The organism is uncultured Rhodoblastus sp. (genome assembly GCF_903903185.1).
Taxonomy (GTDB): domain Bacteria; phylum Pseudomonadota; class Alphaproteobacteria; order Rhizobiales; family Beijerinckiaceae; genus Rhodoblastus.
Map to the genome: position 1 here is coordinate 1 of NZ_CAIUXT010000140.1, position 13,915 is coordinate 13,915.

At 59.4% G+C, this 13,915-nt stretch carries 22 protein-coding genes; 11 read left to right on the forward strand and 11 right to left on the reverse strand.

All coding sequences use genetic code 11. The features are described 5' to 3' along the window. Positions 1–182, reverse strand: a 182-nt coding sequence (locus tag QZY01_RS12870; protein ID WP_294537705.1) for a hypothetical protein, incomplete at its 3' end; no start/stop codon positions are given. 107 nt (positions 183–289) lie between these two features. Between QZY01_RS12870 and QZY01_RS12875 the strand changes: the two genes are divergently transcribed. Then, complete coding sequence (locus tag QZY01_RS12875) at positions 290–673, forward strand: phospholipase D-like domain-containing protein (RefSeq protein WP_294537706.1); 384 nt, start codon at positions 290–292, stop codon at positions 671–673. Between the two features lie 390 nt (positions 674–1,063). After that, positions 1,064–1,342: a WGR domain-containing protein gene (locus QZY01_RS12880; RefSeq protein ID WP_294537707.1), complete on the forward strand. Its 279-nt coding sequence runs from the start codon at positions 1,064–1,066 to the stop codon at positions 1,340–1,342. Between the two features lie 466 nt (positions 1,343–1,808). On the opposite strand, the gene QZY01_RS12885 is transcribed toward QZY01_RS12880, so the two are convergent. From QZY01_RS12885 to QZY01_RS12900, 4 genes are all read right to left on the reverse strand, one after another. Next, positions 1,809–1,991, reverse strand: coding sequence for a hypothetical protein (locus tag QZY01_RS12885; RefSeq protein WP_294537708.1), 183 nt, complete (start codon positions 1,989–1,991; stop codon positions 1,809–1,811). A gap of 159 nt (positions 1,992–2,150) precedes the next feature. Further along, positions 2,151–2,399, reverse strand: a complete 249-nt coding sequence (locus tag QZY01_RS12890) for a hypothetical protein (RefSeq protein WP_294537709.1) — start codon at positions 2,397–2,399, stop codon at positions 2,151–2,153. Between the two features lie 64 nt (positions 2,400–2,463). Next, positions 2,464–3,363: a transglutaminase family protein gene (locus tag QZY01_RS12895; RefSeq protein WP_294537772.1), complete on the reverse strand. Its 900-nt coding sequence runs from the start codon at positions 3,361–3,363 to the stop codon at positions 2,464–2,466. A 225-nt stretch (positions 3,364–3,588) separates the two neighbouring features. Beyond that, on the reverse strand, positions 3,589–3,825 hold the full coding sequence (locus QZY01_RS12900) for a hypothetical protein (protein WP_294537710.1): 237 nt from the start codon (positions 3,823–3,825) through the stop codon (positions 3,589–3,591). 725 nt (positions 3,826–4,550) lie between these two features. Here QZY01_RS12900 and QZY01_RS12905 point away from each other — a divergent pair. After that, positions 4,551–4,766: a hypothetical protein gene (locus QZY01_RS12905; protein WP_294537711.1), complete on the forward strand. Its 216-nt coding sequence runs from the start codon at positions 4,551–4,553 to the stop codon at positions 4,764–4,766. Here QZY01_RS12905 and QZY01_RS12910 read toward each other — a convergent pair. Next, on the reverse strand, positions 4,760–4,906 hold the full coding sequence (locus QZY01_RS12910; protein WP_294537712.1) for a hypothetical protein: 147 nt from the start codon (positions 4,904–4,906) through the stop codon (positions 4,760–4,762). The genes QZY01_RS12905 and QZY01_RS12910 overlap by 7 nt on opposite strands. On the opposite strand from QZY01_RS12910, the gene QZY01_RS12915 reads away from it, so the two are divergent. Next, entirely contained in the window at positions 4,905–5,237 is a 333-nt protein-coding gene (locus tag QZY01_RS12915) for a hypothetical protein (RefSeq protein ID WP_294537713.1), read from the forward strand. The two genes, QZY01_RS12910 and QZY01_RS12915, sit on opposite strands and share 2 nt — an antisense overlap. Before the next feature lie 348 nt (positions 5,238–5,585). Here QZY01_RS12915 and QZY01_RS12920 read toward each other — a convergent pair whose 3' ends face one another. After that, positions 5,586–6,875: a patatin-like phospholipase family protein gene (locus QZY01_RS12920; RefSeq protein ID WP_294537714.1), complete on the reverse strand. Its 1,290-nt coding sequence runs from the start codon at positions 6,873–6,875 to the stop codon at positions 5,586–5,588. Between the two features lie 577 nt (positions 6,876–7,452). After that, complete coding sequence (locus QZY01_RS12925; RefSeq protein ID WP_294537715.1) at positions 7,453–7,680, reverse strand: hypothetical protein; 228 nt, start codon at positions 7,678–7,680, stop codon at positions 7,453–7,455. Positions 7,681–8,237: 557 nt separating this feature from the next. Between QZY01_RS12925 and QZY01_RS12930 the strand changes: the two genes are divergently transcribed. The 3 genes from QZY01_RS12930 (at position 8,238) to QZY01_RS12940 (ending at position 9,965) form a co-directional block, all read left to right on the forward strand. Continuing rightward, positions 8,238–8,429 carry a CsbD family protein gene (locus tag QZY01_RS12930; RefSeq protein WP_294537716.1) on the forward strand — a complete coding sequence of 64 codons (192 nt, stop codon included), beginning with the start codon at positions 8,238–8,240 and terminating at the stop codon, positions 8,427–8,429. 298 nt (positions 8,430–8,727) lie between these two features. Next, a complete protein-coding gene (locus tag QZY01_RS12935) occupies positions 8,728–9,624 on the forward strand; it encodes a hypothetical protein (protein ID WP_294537717.1) in 897 nt (298 codons plus the stop codon). Between the two features lie 149 nt (positions 9,625–9,773). Further along, on the forward strand, positions 9,774–9,965 hold the full coding sequence (locus tag QZY01_RS12940; RefSeq protein ID WP_294537718.1) for a Thivi_2564 family membrane protein: 192 nt from the start codon (positions 9,774–9,776) through the stop codon (positions 9,963–9,965). Between the two features lie 270 nt (positions 9,966–10,235). Here the strand turns inward: QZY01_RS12940 and QZY01_RS23870 are convergent, their stop codons facing one another. Further along, positions 10,236–10,493 carry a hypothetical protein gene (locus tag QZY01_RS23870; protein WP_342394898.1) on the reverse strand — a complete coding sequence of 86 codons (258 nt, stop codon included), beginning with the start codon at positions 10,491–10,493 and terminating at the stop codon, positions 10,236–10,238. A gap of 40 nt (positions 10,494–10,533) precedes the next feature. Here QZY01_RS23870 and QZY01_RS12950 point away from each other — a divergent pair, with 40 nt between their 5' ends. Continuing rightward, positions 10,534–10,872 (forward strand): hypothetical protein, encoded by a 339-nt coding sequence (locus tag QZY01_RS12950; RefSeq protein ID WP_294537720.1) that lies wholly within the window; start codon positions 10,534–10,536, stop codon positions 10,870–10,872. Positions 10,873–11,302: 430 nt separating this feature from the next. Here QZY01_RS12950 and QZY01_RS12955 read toward each other — a convergent pair whose 3' ends face one another. Beyond that, on the reverse strand, positions 11,303–11,926 hold the full coding sequence (locus tag QZY01_RS12955; protein ID WP_294537721.1) for a transposase: 624 nt from the start codon (positions 11,924–11,926) through the stop codon (positions 11,303–11,305). A 110-nt stretch (positions 11,927–12,036) separates the two neighbouring features. Beyond that, entirely contained in the window at positions 12,037–12,270 is a 234-nt protein-coding gene (locus tag QZY01_RS12960; RefSeq protein ID WP_294537722.1) for a helix-turn-helix transcriptional regulator, read from the reverse strand. Between the two features lie 318 nt (positions 12,271–12,588). On the opposite strand from QZY01_RS12960, the gene QZY01_RS12965 reads away from it, so the two are divergent. The 3 genes from QZY01_RS12965 to QZY01_RS12975 all read left to right on the forward strand — a co-directional run bounded on the left by QZY01_RS12965 (position 12,589) and on the right by QZY01_RS12975 (position 13,851). After that, entirely contained in the window at positions 12,589–13,050 is a 462-nt protein-coding gene (locus QZY01_RS12965) for a hypothetical protein (RefSeq protein WP_294537723.1), read from the forward strand. Further along, positions 13,047–13,259: a hypothetical protein gene (locus QZY01_RS12970; RefSeq protein WP_294537724.1), complete on the forward strand. Its 213-nt coding sequence runs from the start codon at positions 13,047–13,049 to the stop codon at positions 13,257–13,259. Before QZY01_RS12965 ends, QZY01_RS12970 begins: the two co-directional genes overlap by 4 nt. 307 nt (positions 13,260–13,566) lie before the next feature. Then, positions 13,567–13,851 (forward strand): hypothetical protein, encoded by a 285-nt coding sequence (locus QZY01_RS12975; protein ID WP_294537725.1) that lies wholly within the window; start codon positions 13,567–13,569, stop codon positions 13,849–13,851. Positions 13,852–13,915 lie beyond the last annotated feature (64 nt).

Sequence of the window (13,915 nt, forward strand, 5' to 3'; positions counted from 1 at the left end):
GCTGCGCAATGCGGTTCGGCCACCTGAATCGGCTTCCGCGGCTTCAGCCGACGAACCAAGCGCCAAGCCTTCGTCGCCATCGCCAGGGTAAGAATTGGCAGATCATCGGCGCCGGCTGGTCGCGAACCGGCGCCGATGTTTGGCCGCGCGGGTGTGCCGCGGGGAATTTCGTTGCGGACCATCGCGCCGCCCTGCCCTTTTGTTGCGTCCGAAAACTTCGCGCGCGCCTATCCCCGCCGGCGTGACGGTGGTTCTGGTCTTCGGATCGACGCTGAATTAGGAATCCAGAATGACCCGCCCGCTCCCCCTGCTCCGCCTCGCCGCCGCCCTCGCGCTCCTTGTCACACCGGTCGCCGCCGATCCCCTGGCGGTCGAGACCCATTATTCCCCGGCCGAAAATCTCGAAAAGATCGACGTCGCGCAGATTCGCGCGGCGACGCGCTCAATCGACATCGCGGCCTATGTCCTCACCGACGTCGCCGTTATCGAGGCGCTGACCCAGGCAGCGGGGCGCGGCGTCAACGTGCGCCTTTTCCGTGATTCGAGCGGTCGCGAGCTCTTCGGCCGTCCGCTCGAAGCGCTGCAGAAACTCGCAGCCACCCCGAACGTCGCGGTCCGCTTCAACACGGGGCGCGCGCTGATGCACCTGAAATCCTATTGCGTGGACGGATAGACCCTGCGCACTGGCGCGGCCAATTTTTCCGCCAGCGGCCTGAAGCAGCAGGACAACGACCTAACGCTCCTGCGCGGCCCCGCCGCCTGCGCCGCCTTCGACGCCAATTTCAAGATGATCTGGGGCGCGCAATGAATTTCCTCGCGCTAGCCCGGCGCCAAGACAGCCAAATTTCCGCTAACCGATTAGGCCCGGAATCGGCCGAAAGTGCATACCAACTTATCCAACGACAACTTTCGGCTTGCGGATCATTTGGCGCCGCCTCACTGCATGCGCTTTCGGAATTTATCGCGCCTCGCGGCAAAATACGATCGACGGAGTGAATCGATAGCAGAGAATTGAGTCAAAATTTTCATTGGACGGGGGTTCGACGCTTTGCGATTCTGCGCCATGACCTCCAGAGATCCGAACCAATTTTCTTGGGAATTTTCCGAGCCTGTGTTCTTGCACCGGATCGACCCCGCGCGAAACATGGCGCGCTTTTATGAAATCTCGCTTGAACCTTCGTTGTTTGGCGATTTGGCCATCGTGCGCCGGTGGGGGCGCATCGGCTGTCGAGGACGGTTCCGGCTGGATTTTTGCGACAGCGCCGATGACGCCTATCTCCGCATCGAACGTTTGCTCGCCTCGAAGCGTCGGCGTGGTTATGGTCCCGATCGCAGCGGCTAGATGAGGCCCTTCGCTTGGACCAAAGCCTCGGAGGGCTTCTTCGAATAACTCTCCAGCCCTCCCGCCTGCCTCCCCACAAGATGTAGAGTAGCCCGATACGATATCAGGGGGCGCCCATACGGCCGTTCATGACCCAAACCGGCCGTACGCGAATTTTCCCCGCGCTTCGATCAGCAGCGGAAAGCTGACATTCGGCGACGAGGGGCAATCATGTCGGCTGCGGCCCAATCGCTCCCGTTGAAGTCGTCGCCATTTCGTCGATGCGCCCGACCTACGCTCGGGTGCCCGAGCGACAGCTTCGAGCCGGACTTGTTGAGCCCCAGCACGTTCAAAAATGCAAGAATTAAAAAGTCGTGCAGGCGGTGTTGCAAACAACCGCCCCAAACCGACTTATGCGATCGGCAATGCGGGCTGGAAAGAACGCAGATGCATATGTCGCCTTGGACCCCGGCAATTCGAGGGTCATCTACGGAACAGAAGATCCAAACAGCGGATATAACCGGGACACGATCGACGCCAGACAGAGCAGCACCACCAGCAGCTTGAGAAGCTGCGCCAGCCGCGCTTCGGGAGCGAATTTATCGATGACCCAGAACAGGATCGCGCCGATGACGACGGTGATCAGAATGCCAATTACGAGTGTGAGCATGACGGTCTCTCCCAATCCTGGCTGCAACATTTTCAAGACGACTATCGGCGGCGTCTGCGGACGATCTTGAGAATGATCGGAAGCAAAGAGGCGTCGATGGCGTCAGCAGCGGCGGCCAAACCTATTCGCTGGCTGGCCGCGCACCCGCTGACAATTGCTTCATTTCGCCGGGGCTGGCTGTCCTTCCGTTCCTGCGGCTGACTTCTTAGCCTCGTGATGACCGACCACGCAGCCTGCCGCCGCGCCCAGCTTGCCATGGCCCACCAGGTGACCGGCGATGCCCCCGACGATGGCGCCTTTGATGCACCCCTTTGCTTCGGCCTGCAACGGCGCGATTGCGGCGACAGCGACGAACGCCGCGAGAATTCTGGCAAGAATTCTGGCAAGAATTCTGGTATCCGTTTTCATGTGACCTCCCTTTATGTTGTTGAGCGCGCACTTGCCGCAGCAGCGACCGATGGATTCGAATGCCTCATGACATCCTCTCCTGGCTCTTCGATTTGACGTGGACCTCCACCGACATTCCCTCAAAAGCGTCGCTGGCGCCGATGAAACTGCCGGCCACCGGCATCGCCTGGCGAATGTCGCGCGCGACGGCGACGGGAATCAGATTGAAGCCGCCAAAGCTGCGGTTCGTGGGATCGAAAGTGATCCATCCGGCGCCCGGCGCATAAACCTCGGCCCACGCGTGGGTTGATCCAGGATGATACTGCCCGATCTCGCCCTCGCCTGGATTGTGACAATAACCGGAGACGATTCTGGCTCCGAAACCGAGACAACGCGCCGCTTCCATGAACAGCACTGCCAAATCTCGGCAAGAACCCCAGCCGCGATCTAACGTCTCGATCGGGGACTGGGTTCCCTCGGCCTCGCGACTTTGGTAGCAGATCCAGCTGGAGACGCCGGCGTTGAGGTCTTTGAGCAGCGACAGGGAATCGGTCGGCTTGCCGCGAACAAAAGCGCAGGCCCAAGCCATCAGGCGTCCTGAGGGATCGGGGTATTGCTGGACCGTCAACGCGCCGAGGTCGCTCCACTCGTCGTATGTATAAAGAAACGGATAGGAGATCGCCGATGGGGCGATGTCGAAAACGGGCCAGAGTTCGGCTCCAAGCCGGAGTTCCGTAAAGCTGTCGATCACGAGATGGTCGGCCAAGGACTGAAACGTCGCCGTCGCCACCGCGTTGCCGAACACGTCCTGCGCCCAGGTCACGGACGCGGCGGGCGCGATCGTCACTTCGTTCGAGATCAAGCGGAGATCGCGGCTCTCGCGTGGACGAAGCATCAAAAGGTGGGGTCCAAGGCTGACCGGCTGACGGTAGCGATAGACTGTCCTGTGATGGATGTTGAAAATTTTCGATGGAAGCTCCGGCATGCTGGGGCATGGCGGCCATTGCATGGTCGCCTGACTTCCGATTGACGCGCGACCGCGATCTTGCATGATCAATTGCTCCGAGAACTTTCTCTCCATGTATGGCTTTCAATCCCCTGGGCGCGGCAACGGTTTTGGACCTCTTCGGCGCAGCTCCAGCCGGAGCGGAACCCGCGCCGAAGCCAAGTCAGGCGCAAGCGCGCCATCGAGCATTGTTTTGAAATCAATTTACTCGGCCGGGAGCAACGACTGTGCAGTCTGGCGCAGGAAGCGCGCGCGCAAACGGGGCGCTATGATCCACGAGACCGGCACGGAGATAACGGCGCTTACGCAGACAACCCAGGGCATCAGATTCATCGCGACAGCCGCCAAGGGCGTTGCGAGCACCAAGACGGTCACGACGCCAAACAGCACCGCTTGAACCATCACATAGACGAGAATCGAGATTTGCAACTGGATCGACATCGATGATCTCCTTCAGAAATCGAGAAAGGCCTGGACGGAGGATTTACCCTTGAATTGAACGCATCATCTTAAAAGCCAGAATTAAGTCTACAAAAGATTCATTCTGGATATATTATTAAGACATATTCTTGTTGTCTGAATACGTATAATGCAGCGTCATTATCAATCTCAGTTTAAATAATACAATAATTGTATGCTAGCGAGGCAGCCTCGGAAACTACCTATTTTCCTCTGCGGCCGGTTTCGCTCAATAGGCCGTTGATGCGCGAGTAGGGCCGACGCCCCCGACCGAGCGCCCGGAAAATCGCGCCCCGCCCTATTCATTCGCCGATCAACCCCATACGCTTGACGTCGAAGCCGTGACGGGCGCGTGGAAAATGAGGTTACATTTCTTTCGCGCCGTGGGTGGCCAGCAAATCCTGCATATCGCTTCGCCGACACCGCGCGCGATTCTCGACCGCTGATATGCGGCAGCGAAATCGCCAACGAACAGTATGACCAGATGAAGCGCGATCTAGAGCCGTAGGCTCGACAATTGGTTCTGTAGTCAAACCTCTTCTGGAGCCCAAGTAAGAGAGGGGAACGGAACGTCGGCCTTATCCTGTCCGAGAACGGGGCGTGAGTGATTTCCGAATCTATCGTCATCATGGCGGGTGACTATGGTTCATCCGCTTGGGCAGGCTGGGTTTTCGCCGGCTCCTGCGCAAAGCGATAAGGATCGCCTCATGAAAATTCTGGCTGCAGCCGCCATTGTTTCTTTCGCGCTCGTCGCGCCGACGCTGGCCATGCCGATCGCCTCGCCGGTCGCGTCCGCGCAAGCCGACCAAGCGGTCGTCCTGGCCCAATACAATCATTACAGGGGCGGAGGCCGCGGCCACCATTACGGATGGGGACGTGGTCACCATCGCGGATGGGGAAACAGCCATTACCGCCGCTACTGAGCCAAGGCGTCGATGACCGCAATCGCGCTGCGGCCTATGCTGACGCCGTCGTTGGTGGAGCGTTTGGCGCCGCCGGCGGCGGCGTTCGTTACTTTCAACTGGCAGACGGCGCCGGTCGATCCGCGGACCCACCGCATCATGCGGATCGTCGATCAGGTGTCTCAATGGGATGGCGCGCCCCGGACCGTCCCTCCGCGCGCCATCCCATCCGACTTGTTCCCGCGCGAAATGAAGCGGATCGATTTTAGCGGGCTGGAGTCGCCTTATCCGGCCGCCGGAACTCCGAAAGCCAAAATGGCGCCATCCGATCCTGAATTCGGCGGCGCTCTCGAGAATGTCACCTCAAGCGTGAGGGGCAAATCGGAGTCTCCATATTCGGCATTTTTTTCGTTTTCGCTTCTCGGTGAAAAAAAGCCGCCCGAGGATAAAGCGCCAATACAATCAATTCGACGTCAGGAGAATTCTCCGTGAACAAATATGCATTCGCCATCGCTGCCGCCGCAGCTCTTTTTTCTCCTATTTCGGCTTATTCTCAACAGATCGAGATTGGACCTGGAGGCGTCCACATAGACCGCGGCGGCGACCGGGATCGGGATCGGGATCGGGACCAGGACCGGTATCGGCAGCGGGATGGGCAATGCGAGCAATTGCGGCGCGCTTGCGAACATAAGGATGAGCGAGGCGAGCAAGGCGAGGGCAATTGCCGCAGATACCAAGAGACTTGCAGATAGCAGGTTTAGACCGGGGGTTCAGGATGTGGACGCTCGCATTCCGCCACGATGAAAAATGCCCGCCGGCACCGTGCCCAACCGAACCAATTCAGTTTTCCGTCGCCTTTGCCATCGCCTTCGCGGTTTCGACCTGAGGCGGTTTGTTTTCCCAGAACGAGCCGACGCTTGCCCTCGCATAGCCGTAGTCGAACAACCGGCGCATCGTGTCGGTCTCGAAGCCCGTGCCGCCGCTGTCGGGAACGTCCTTGCCAATATAGCTGAGATTGAAACCCAGCCCCTCGCCGGTGGCGACCTTATAGGTTTGAGCCAGCACAGCTTCGGTCTCGACCCGGGTCATCACGCCGAAGGAACGCGCCGCGATCGTCTCAGCCTTGTTTGGCACGACCTCGAAACCCGCGTCGAGCCGCGCATTGACGATGACGTATAGGTTTTGCCGGCCGCCGCGCGTTTCAATCTTCTTGCCGCCAAGCAGAAGCGTATCCGGCAGGATGAAAACAGGCGCCGTTACGGTCCCGTCGACATGCATCTCCTGAAAAAGCCGGTCATTGGCCTGGACGTCGATGAGTTGCGGCGCGAACACGACAGGGACGCTTGCGGAGGCCGCGATCACGTCGCGAAACAGTTTGAACGCGCGAGGTCCGCCCGTCGCCGCGATGGCGCCCATGTCCCATATCACAGCGCGCTGCGCATCAAGATCGGTCGTGACAACCAGAAGCCGCCGCCCCTTACGATCCTCGAGCGCGATCTCGGCGAGCATCTCGTCGTCGATATAGCGTTCGACCAACTCACGCATGCGCCCGCTCTCGATCAAGCCGCCTCCGAAGAGCGCTCCAAGGGGGCTGGTTTGGTTGATCAGGCTTTGAGCTTCGCCGTTGGTGTAAATCCGTTTCAGCTTCGCATCATAGTCCGGACCCAGAAATGCAAAGGGAGCGATCATGGCGCCGACGGAAACGCCTGACACTACAGTGAACGCCGGGCGCGTTCCAGATTGCGTCCATCCATTGAGCACGCCGGCGCCGTAGGCGCCGCCGCCGCCGCCGCCCGATAGAGCAAGATAGGCAAAACTCTGCCCCTTCTGGACGACCGCGCGCCGTGCGGCGTTTTGCACGACACTTTCCGGATCATCGGCCCAGAATCGAATGGGGTGCGGCCCTAAGGGCACTGCCGCCCTCTGGTCGGCCTGACTGAACGGAATGCGAGGCTCGCTGGCGCAGCCGGAGAGCAAAAACCCACACGAAGCAAGCGCCAGAAAGTACGGACTGGAACGACCCATGAAGTTAACCGTGGCGCTTTTCGAAGTCGGTCCTGAGGAACTAGAATAATTCGCTCGTCTGCCTATCGTCGAGACTACCATAAAGCGGCTCGGCGGCGCCGGCAATTTTTTCAAGGCCGCGCCCCTGGCGGTATGGCTGTCAGCCATGGTCCGCATCAGTGCGATATCGTTCGGCCGATCTCGAACCTGTTGTTCGCGGCCACGCCGATTCGAGCGATTTCTGTTTTCGATAGCGTTCTTCAACTATCCAATACAATAGTCGTGCGATGAGGCCGGCAGGCCGGGCCATTTCTTTATCCTGATCGACTGTCAGATTCAAGTGCGCCTTGAGCTGAGCAATACTTGTGTCGACCTCGTTGGCGATCTGGTTGTGCGCCGGTCGGTCTTGCGCTGGGATTTGGTCGTCGGCGTGTTATCGCCGGTCTGGGCGATCGACCCTTAGTTGAGAGGAAAGCCTGTCAGCGCCGAGCTCGCGAGGAGTTGCAATCCATGTCGTCGATGCCGGGTCGCAGCGATTCATGTCACGGTGCCTTTCCCTCTCCTTTTCATTTGAGAATCAAGTGCTATGAAACTTTGTTTGCCAATGCCTTCGCATTGAGACCATGGCGTTCAATCTGCGCTGAGAGATCCGCGAACCAACCGACCGTCCGAACATCAACACTTTGCGCAAGCGGACGGCGAGCTAATTTTGGGCGATCAACCGTTCCCGGTTCGAATGGCCAACTGATGGGACGGGAATGGGAATGGGCGGTGCCCGGTCGGGTTCGATCGCCACCGTCATGATCACCTGATTCGGCTGGCTGGCTTGGCGACTGGCTTTCGCGGCGGAACCGTCGCTGCCGGTATTCCAAGATGCGACGACCACGACACCGCCGGCCAGGACTAAAACGATAAACAGTCGGCTAATCATTTTGCTCTCCCACGGAAACGAGGGGGTTGGCAAACAGCCCCTTCTCGCCTGGAGAATTTACGATAGCCGCCAGCAATAATGACGACAGGTTCGGAAGATACCCACGCTCGAATTATATGAAATTGCGCCAATCTGGTTGGCAGCCGGGTATTGAAAATCGGTAATTACCCAACCCCATTTTTAGGCGCGGTTTTTTTGCGGCTTTAGGCCAGGGCGCCGAGGATCGTCTGGAATGGGTGTTAATTGGCGCGGCAGCATGACCCCTCCGACTACAAACAGATCAACGCCTTACGACGCCGATCGGCGTCCGGACCCCACGCCGTTTCACATACGAAGCGCGAAAGAGCTGCAAGGGCTCCCCGATCTTGAAATAATACCAAATCGAAATCGTCACGCCGGACGCTCCGGCGCGCTACACGACGATCAGGTTTGCCGGCGCAGCAGCGTGAGTAATTTCCGAACCTGTGCGCGGCCCATCGCCGCCAAATAGAATTGGCAAGAATTTCTGAAGACGATGTGGATAAACGCATTGCCTGAAATTCGTGAGGACAACGATCATGACTAGCATTGCCGACAAACTCAAAGGGGCGGCGAACCAGGTTGTTGGCGCAGTCAAAGAGGCCGCTGGCCAGGCCGTGGGCAACCCAAACCTTGAAGTTGAGGGCTCCGCCCAGAAGCTTAAGGGCAAGACGCAGGAGGCCGTTGGCGACGTCAAGGACGCGGTCAAGAAGGTCGTCGACCAGGCTTGATTGTGACCCTCCGCCATAGTGAAAAGGGCCGCCTTGGCCATTTTTTGCTATGGCGCGTCAGGGCTCAGGGCCATCCGGCCAATGCGTGCCGATCGGAGAGACCATAACGGAAAATGCAATCAAGGCGGCAATGGTCGCGCAAGGCTTGATGGTCGGCGAGGCGACGCCTTTTTGGGGACCGTCGCCTGAAGCGAGGGCTCCATGAACGGCATCATCTATCTCGTCGGCCTTATCGTGGTCGTCATGTTCATCCTTTCATTCCTGGGGTTGCGCTGAGCACGACAAGAAGGACAAGGCCATGACCGAAACATCGACGGCAGCCAGCCAGATCACGCGTGGCGCCTCAGGGGCGTCCTACGTCGAATGGTCGGCGATCTTTGCGGGGGCGCTTCTGGCGTCCGCGATCATCGTGCTGATGACCGCCTTTGGCTCCGCCATCGGTCTATCGCTTGTCTCCCCATACCGCGGCCCGTCGCCCGCACTATTTTACCTAGCTCTGGCGCTCTGGGTGACCTGGATCACAGTCTCCAGTTTTGTCGCGGGTGGCTATGTCACGGGCCGCTTGCGCCGACCCATCGATGGCGCGACGCCCCATGAGGTCGAGGTCAGGGATGGCGCCCATGGGCTTGTGGTCTGGGCCGCCACCGTCGTCATCGGCGCCTCGCTCGCGACAATTTCGCTTTCATCCGCAGTCATCACCATGTCGCTTTCCTCCGGGATCAGAGGCGGCGCCGACCAGGCAAAATCCGGAGCGCCAACCCTTTCGTCGAGCCTCGCGCCGGGTGCCGATCCCATGGGTTATGAGTCTGACGCCCTGTTGCGAAACGATGGAGTCCCGATGGGCGGCGGCCTGGAAACCTCTCGCCAGGAAGTCGCGCGAATATTGGCGAGGGGCGCCGGCAATGGCTTCCTGAGCGACGATGATCGCGTCTATCTGACGCGCATTGTTTCGGCGCGCCCCGGACTCAAGCAGGCTGACGCCGAAAAGCGCGTTGCCGCAATTTCCGAACAGATCAAGACGTCGGCTGAAAAGGAGCGCGCGGCGACTGAAACCGTGCGCAAAGCCGGGATCCTTCTAGCATTCCTGACGGCAGCCTCGATGGTTCTTGGAGCGACGGCCGCTTGGTGGGGAGCCGGCGTCGGGGGTCGCCACCGCGACGACAATTTTGACGCCAGCCATCTGACGCGCTGGTGAAACCCCTCCAAAGCGGAGTCAAGTCATGTGACGTTCCATTTTGCTCTGGATGCTCGGCGTTCCCATACCGATCATCATCCTTCTGGCCCTGATCCGTCACTGAGCAAGCGTTTTGCGAGTTGCCGGCTAGAACTAACAGGAGAACCTCCATGCCTCTCATTAATGTGGTCATCGGCTTGATCGTGGTTGGCGTGCTGCTGTCACTTGTGAACAACTACATCCCCATGGACAGCAAAATCAAAAGCATCCTGAACGCTGTTGTGGTCATCTGTGTCGTGCTTTGGCTGCTGCAGGCTTTCGGAGTGCTGGGATCGCTCAGCAGTTTTCGTGTTGGAAAATGAAGCGCCTAAAAGATAGTCGGGGCAGGCGTATTGTCGCCCGTGACAACGGTTTTACTCAGACCTTAGCAACGTTTAGGACAATCGGCCAGGCGACCGATTCACAATCTCTGAGTACTCTCCGAACCTGTCTTGGGAGTCGGCGCGTCTGATAATTGTGCATTTGTTGCAAGTCTGCTGAACCAATTCAGGTTCACAACAAGCAAACGGAGTTTACCGATGAAAAACTGGTTAACAATAGCCGCTGGCCTTCTTGGCCTTTCTGTCGTTCTTTCAATGCCTCTCGCCGCACAGGCTCAGGGCGTTATCCAGGGTGGCGAGCGAGGCGCGGCAGAAGGCGGCCGCGCCGCGGGTCCGGTTGGCGCAGCGGTTGGCGGCGTGGTTGGGGGAGTGACCGGTGGAGTTGTCGGCGGCGTCAAAGGCGTGGTCGGGGCTCCTGAGAGCCGTCATTATCACCACCGTCACCGCTACTACCACCGCCACCACCATCATCATCATCATCACCGCCACTACCAGCATAATTGACAGCAAGGGGCGGCGCCGCAGATTTCGGTCGGCGACGAGCTAACGTATGCGCGGAAAAGACTGGCGCGGCGGATGGGACGCAACTCGACGCAACTCGGCCTTCGACCAAGCAGGCAATGTCGCTATCGCCCTGGCGGCGGCTGCTGTCGGCTATTTCTTTTCCCAACGCGCCGTGTTTCTGCTGGCGCCAGTCTTCGCCGTGCTGAGTGCGGTGGCGGTTCTTTCCATTCCCGCCGCAGCGATCGACAACGACAGCGCCAGAGACTGGGACCGGCCTCCGGCGCAGCCTCCGACCCCGCCATCGCCGCCGATTACGCCATCCTGCTCAAAACCCGACCGCTGGTCATCTTTGGCTGGGCTGCGTCCACTTGGGGCAGTTCGCTGACCAGAGGTCTTGACCGGAAGTTCCGCTTTCCGACGAAATTACGGGTTCATCCAACCAAATTTGGATTTCCGGTTATGTGAAGGGTTTCGGACGCCGGCCCCATCACGACGGAAGGGGCTGCGGCGGGGCCGGCGTCCGAAAGCCTCCATGGGAGGAAACCGCGGGACGGTGAGCCTCGATGTTTTAGTCTGCGATTTATGGGGATTTGTAGAACGGCGTCACCGTTTTGAACGCGCCGCCGATGCCGGGAAGGGCTCGATGAGATGCTCGTGGCGCGTCCTGACGGCGGAGAAAGGCGCTTTTGACGGAGTGGGGATCAGCGATGTCGGTCGTTTTTGGCGCCTGGGGTGTTGATGCGACGAGGCTGTATTGGCCGCGCCTGTGGGCGTTGCCTCAAAGTCGGCGGAATGGGCGCAGGCTTTGGTTTTGGTCATGACGTGTCGAGTCCCGCGCAATCGGCTTTGAAGCGGCGTGGCGGCGAGTTGCGTGCGAAAGTCTCGATGACGCGCATGCGTCCCGCGCAGCAAGGGCAGGCTTTGGCCGGCGCGGACGTCTCCGGGTGTTCTGTCGGTTGCGGCGCTTTGCTCGTCGCGCAGCTGTCGCCGAGCGGCTTTTCGGCGCCCTCGGCGGCGGCGATGAGTTCGCGCAGGCGGGCGATGTTGGCGGCGCGTTTCTGGCTGGCGAACAGCCCGTAGTGGCGAATGCGATGGAAGCCGCTGGGCAGGACGTGGATGAGAAAGCGGCGGATGAACTCTTCCGCCGGCAGCGTCATCGATTTGATCCAGCTTTTGCCCGGCGCCTTGCCACGGGCGCGATAATCCTTCCAGCGAAAGGTCACCTTCCCCCCGTCGAAGCCGAGGAGACGGCTGTTGGAGATCGCCACACGATGGGTGTAGCGCGAGAGATAGGCGAGCACGGCTTGCGGCCCGGCGAAGGGACGCTTGGTATATTCGGGCAACGACGCCGAACTTTCCTTTCTGGGGGCTTTCTTGCCCTTGCCGCAGGTGTTCACGGACGTCAGCTTCCGGCCGAAATCGCCAATTTGCTGGGCCAATGCCGTATTCCCGCTTTTGGCGCGGAGCCGTCGTTGCCGGTCGCCCGCGAATGCCCGCTAAATGCACATGGTCGGATCCTTCGAAAAAAAGACTTGTCGCAGCACGAGCTTCACACCGGGCGGTTTTCGAAGAGAACAACTATCCCAACGCCTAGCGCCTTTGCGAGGGCGTCGATATTATCGATGCTGATGTTGCGCTTTCCGGCTTCGACCTCGGAAAGGTAGGACTGATTAAGCCCTGTCGAATGAGAAAGCTGTTCCTGAGTCACGCCGCGTTCCCGCCGAAGTCGGCGTAGGTTGCGGGCGAAAACCTCTCGAGCTGATTCTTGTTTGGGCTGCGACATGATCCTGCGATGGAGACGCGGATCCTCTGGACATTCTATATACTTTAAGTGATAATCCGCAATCAGCCATGGTGCGGAGCCCTACTGCGAAAGGGATGCCGCCCGGATGTATGCCAACGAAAATAAGGTTTCGCATATCGCCCGCGCGCGCCGTTCACAAGCTAAAGGCCGAAATCGATGCAGTCGCGACCTTTTGGAATTGGCCATTGATTCCGTTCTTAACGGCCTCGAACACGGCGTCTACAAGTGAATTTACGACTGGCGACAATCGATTTTGAGGCGTCGTCGTTCATCGGCTGGCCGATAGAGGTCGGCTGGATGCGCGAAGGCGACACCGCGCCAAAATCGATGCTGATTAAGCCGCATTCGTCCTGGTCGATGGATGAATGGGACGAAAAGGCTGAAGCCATCCACGGCATAACGAGCGAGACCCTGGAGAGCGACGGCGCCGACGTGCTTGACGTTTACGACGCGCTTCTTGCCGAGCTTTCGGGCTACGTCGTCGTCTCCGATGCGAACGGATTTGATCAACGCTGGCTGCAACGACTCTGCGACGCAGCTGGGTGGCCAACGCCTTTTGATATCGATAGCCCATCGATTGTGCTGCCGGATATCGCCGCGCGGGCGGGTATTGGCGTTCATGTCGCCGTCGCGCGGTATATTGCGGCGACGCACTCGGACGACGTTCTGATCGAGCACCGCGCCGGGGCAGACGCGGCGAGACTAATGAGGACGCTGGTCAACAGCGTGCCGAAGCACATGAGGCATGATCGCAAATGACCGTTGCCGAACTGATCGAAAAGCTCAAGGCCGAAAACCCATCCGCGCGCGTCGTCGTTCGCGGCTATGAGGATGGTTTCGACGATATTGACGGAATTGAGCGGATTGCCATCGTGCCGAATGACGAGGCGAAAGAATGGGAAGGCGCCTTTGAAGTGTCGGTCGGTTGCGGCGAGGCGTCTGTCTTCCTGGTGTCGCGCCGCCCATGAAAATCTTTTGCCTTTCCAACGAAGCGGATGCAGGAACCATGACGTCGCCCCACACCAAAAACTATCGGCGTGATCGGGCCATTAGGCGCCGAATCGGACCTCTTCCAATCACCGGCGACAAGGCCTTGGAAAAATGGTTGCGGCAGGAAGTCGCTCCGGCGGCTGACGCCATCAAGGCGGATCCATCGCGCGGTCGATCGGTTGCGGACGTGTGCGCCTCTCTAAGCGCCGACCTCGCCCGATGCGCCGGCCCAAACCGCCGCGCCATGATGAAGGACGAAATCGACGCCATGTGGGGACATGACTCATGACCTCGAAACGCCGTCGACGCCGCATGCACGGGAAATTACGCGCCGCAATCCTCGTGGGGCTCCGAAGCGGCAAGTCTGAGCCGCTCGATATGGCCGAGTTCAAAGCGGCGGCCAGGGCGCGCCATCTTCACGGTGACAGAAAGCCGCTAACCGGCGTTCTATCCAAATTCGCTGCATTCTCACCTGATCTTGCGGACGCGATCGAGGCGAGCCGTGTCGGGAGCGACTCCACCACGGCGGATGAGTTCCGCGAATGGATCGATGAAGGGCGCCGCTTATAACCGTCGTCGAGTTCTTCGAATTTCCGCGAACCGCCGAAGGCAAGTTTGAGCATATCGACGGCCG

Excerpts from the sequence above, each read along its gene's own strand:
- QZY01_RS12975 (WP_294537725.1), top strand. The coding sequence starts at position 13,567 with ATGACCTCGAAACGCCGTCGACGCCGCATGCACGGGAAATTACGCGCC.
- QZY01_RS12970 (WP_294537724.1), top strand. The coding sequence starts at position 13,047 with ATGACCGTTGCCGAACTGATCGAAAAGCTCAAGGCCGAAAACCCATCC.
- QZY01_RS12965 (WP_294537723.1), top strand. The coding sequence starts at position 12,589 with ATGCGCGAAGGCGACACCGCGCCAAAATCGATGCTGATTAAGCCGCAT.
- QZY01_RS12880 (WP_294537707.1), top strand. The coding sequence starts at position 1,064 with ATGACCTCCAGAGATCCGAACCAATTTTCTTGGGAATTTTCCGAGCCT.
- QZY01_RS12885 (WP_294537708.1), bottom strand. The coding sequence starts at position 1,991 with ATGCTCACACTCGTAATTGGCATTCTGATCACCGTCGTCATCGGCGCG.
- QZY01_RS12950 (WP_294537720.1), top strand. The coding sequence starts at position 10,534 with ATGCGCGGAAAAGACTGGCGCGGCGGATGGGACGCAACTCGACGCAAC.
- QZY01_RS12875 (WP_294537706.1), top strand. The coding sequence starts at position 290 with ATGACCCGCCCGCTCCCCCTGCTCCGCCTCGCCGCCGCCCTCGCGCTC.
- QZY01_RS12905 (WP_294537711.1), top strand. The coding sequence starts at position 4,551 with ATGAAAATTCTGGCTGCAGCCGCCATTGTTTCTTTCGCGCTCGTCGCG.
- QZY01_RS12960 (WP_294537722.1), bottom strand. The coding sequence starts at position 12,270 with ATGTCGCAGCCCAAACAAGAATCAGCTCGAGAGGTTTTCGCCCGCAAC.
- QZY01_RS12935 (WP_294537717.1), top strand. The coding sequence starts at position 8,728 with ATGACCGAAACATCGACGGCAGCCAGCCAGATCACGCGTGGCGCCTCA.
- QZY01_RS12925 (WP_294537715.1), bottom strand. The coding sequence starts at position 7,680 with ATGATTAGCCGACTGTTTATCGTTTTAGTCCTGGCCGGCGGTGTCGTG.
- QZY01_RS12930 (WP_294537716.1), top strand. The coding sequence starts at position 8,238 with ATGACTAGCATTGCCGACAAACTCAAAGGGGCGGCGAACCAGGTTGTT.
- QZY01_RS12890 (WP_294537709.1), bottom strand. The coding sequence starts at position 2,399 with ATGAAAACGGATACCAGAATTCTTGCCAGAATTCTTGCCAGAATTCTC.
- QZY01_RS12940 (WP_294537718.1), top strand. The coding sequence starts at position 9,774 with ATGCCTCTCATTAATGTGGTCATCGGCTTGATCGTGGTTGGCGTGCTG.
- QZY01_RS12900 (WP_294537710.1), bottom strand. The coding sequence starts at position 3,825 with ATGTCGATCCAGTTGCAAATCTCGATTCTCGTCTATGTGATGGTTCAA.
- QZY01_RS12910 (WP_294537712.1), bottom strand. The coding sequence starts at position 4,906 with ATGATGCGGTGGGTCCGCGGATCGACCGGCGCCGTCTGCCAGTTGAAA.
- QZY01_RS12895 (WP_294537772.1), bottom strand. The coding sequence starts at position 3,363 with ATGCCGGAGCTTCCATCGAAAATTTTCAACATCCATCACAGGACAGTC.
- QZY01_RS12915 (WP_294537713.1), top strand. The coding sequence starts at position 4,905 with ATGCGGATCGTCGATCAGGTGTCTCAATGGGATGGCGCGCCCCGGACC.